3 protein-coding genes are annotated in these 1,847 nt (G+C 32.6%); all 3 read right to left on the bottom strand.

The genetic code is table 11. The annotated features are described in order from the left end of the window. Nucleotides 1-289: 289 nt before the first annotated feature. Entirely contained in the window at nucleotides 290-517 is a 228-nt protein-coding gene (locus tag UGRO018_RS17600) for a hypothetical protein (RefSeq protein WP_416327819.1), read from the bottom strand. 106 nt (nucleotides 518-623) lie between these two features. Continuing rightward, nucleotides 624-1,463: an IS91 family transposase gene (locus UGRO018_RS17595; RefSeq protein ID WP_416327818.1), complete on the bottom strand. Its 840-nt coding sequence runs from the start codon at nucleotides 1,461-1,463 to the stop codon at nucleotides 624-626. Further along, a partial coding sequence (locus UGRO018_RS17590) for a transposase zinc-binding domain-containing protein (RefSeq protein WP_416327817.1) occupies nucleotides 1,379-1,847 on the bottom strand: 469 nt, incomplete at its 5' end. The genes UGRO018_RS17595 and UGRO018_RS17590, both read right to left, overlap by 85 nt.

Here is a 1,847-nt window from a genome sequence, read left to right as displayed (position 1 = left end):
ATAGAAAGTTTAAATGAGAACCAGTTAGCTTCTGTGACAGATTTGATGTTTCATTATGATTCTATCGAAGAGTTAAAAATGGCAGTTGATCAAATTGGTGGATAACATAACATCGCTATCTTGAATCACTTAAATGTCTAAAAATAAGGTGAATATAGAATAAATAGGATGATATGACAATATTTTTTATTTACTAGGAAAGTTCTTCTAAAAGGAAAACAAAAGAAAAAATCAAAATGTTTCCCTGAAATAACATCTTGATTTTGAAAGACATTATGAAAATAACTGGTCAAAAAGGTAAATCATCAATATCAAAACCAGATTCCCATTGTTCAAATTTTCTCTCTTTATTATACCAAATCATAACTCCATTACATTTTGGACATCCAAGTAGTATTTCGTATTTTTTAGTCTTGCCATTGTAGGTAGCTAGTTCATTGGCAATGTCAGCTTCAGCCCACTCTTCATATCCACATTTTTTACACTTCATCTTAAGGTATTCAGTTTCCATTAACATCGTTCTCTCTCCTCAACTACGGAACGTAGCATTCCAAAAACTCCATGTAATGGCCACAATGACAAAGTAAAGGATCACGATGAAATGTATGTATGAGAAGATCTCTCTAGTTTTTCTTGAAAAGTGGAGCACGAAAAAGCCTTTGTGTCATAACCTTCACAAGAGATCTGGTTTTTCTTTTCACAGAAGCATAAATACCATAGTAGCGAATCATTTTAAACTGATTATCAGAAATATGAAGAATGAGTTTCTTCATAAAATCAATAACAGATTCACAGACATCAACTCTTACACCATCATCATGACGTTCATACCAATAGGAAACATTCTTGTTTACAGGATCATAATCTGTAATACGTGATTGAGCCATAACAGGTCTACCGACATATCTTACAACATAATCAACAGCATCATCAACATTTTTGTATTTTGTAGGAGGAGCATAAACGTAAAAACCATTATCGTATTTTTTATAAAGGATATTTGTGATTCTTTTAAGCAAGTATTTATATTTGTCGTCAATATGATCTCTCAAAGCATATAAAAGAGTAGTCATCCATCGTTTACGCAAAGCAGTGTATGAAATAAATTTTAGGCGATGAAAAACATTAGCTTCATCAATATAACCGTCAGCAAGAAGGATGTGCACGTGAGGATTCCATTTTAAATCACGACCAAAGGTGTGTAGGGTAATGATAAAAGCAGCTTTGAAATGATCATCTTTTTTACCGAAGGAGTCAAAAATTTTATAAAGTGTATCAGTAGCGGCAGAAAATAAAAGATTCAGTAGGTTTCTGTCATATTGAAAAAATTGGCGAAGCTTATCGGCAATAGTAAGAACGACATGCCGATGAGGAAAATCTAGAACGATAGATTTAATGGTATCAGCACGTTGAGAAGCATATTTAACACCACAAGAATTACACCAAAGGTGCGCAAAGTGCAAAATTTAGATTTACAGGAATGAGGAACGATTTTAAAGTCATGGCAATGAGGACATTCAAAAAGAGAAAAGCCGGCATCAGACGCTCTGCACTTGACCATACGCTCAACATTAGAATAAACGCAAGGACGAAGAGGTTTTTGAATGATTTCAGGGTCTTCCAACAATTCAGAAAAATGATTCGTAAAAATTTTTTGAATGATATTTTTATTAAGATCAACAAAGTCATCTTCACAAAGAAGAACAAGTTTTTTCATCATCATTTCAGAAGCCAAAATAACATTACCAATCGTATGATTCCACGATACAATAATGGTATTTGTTTTCACATTCGAATTAAAAAATCTCAAAAAGTAGCAAATATACAATATAGTGAATTGTGCAATA

The organism is Hoskinsella mucinilytica (assembly GCF_045223415.1).
Lineage (GTDB): Bacteria > Bacillota_I > Bacilli_A > Erysipelotrichales > Erysipelotrichaceae > Hoskinsella > Hoskinsella mucinilytica.
This window is presented reverse-complemented; position numbering and strand designations above follow the sequence as displayed.

Coding starts and splice junctions, on each gene's coding strand:
- UGRO018_RS17600 (WP_416327819.1), bottom strand. CDS start 517: ATGTTAATGGAAACTGAATACCTTAAGATGAAGTGTAAAAAATGTGGA.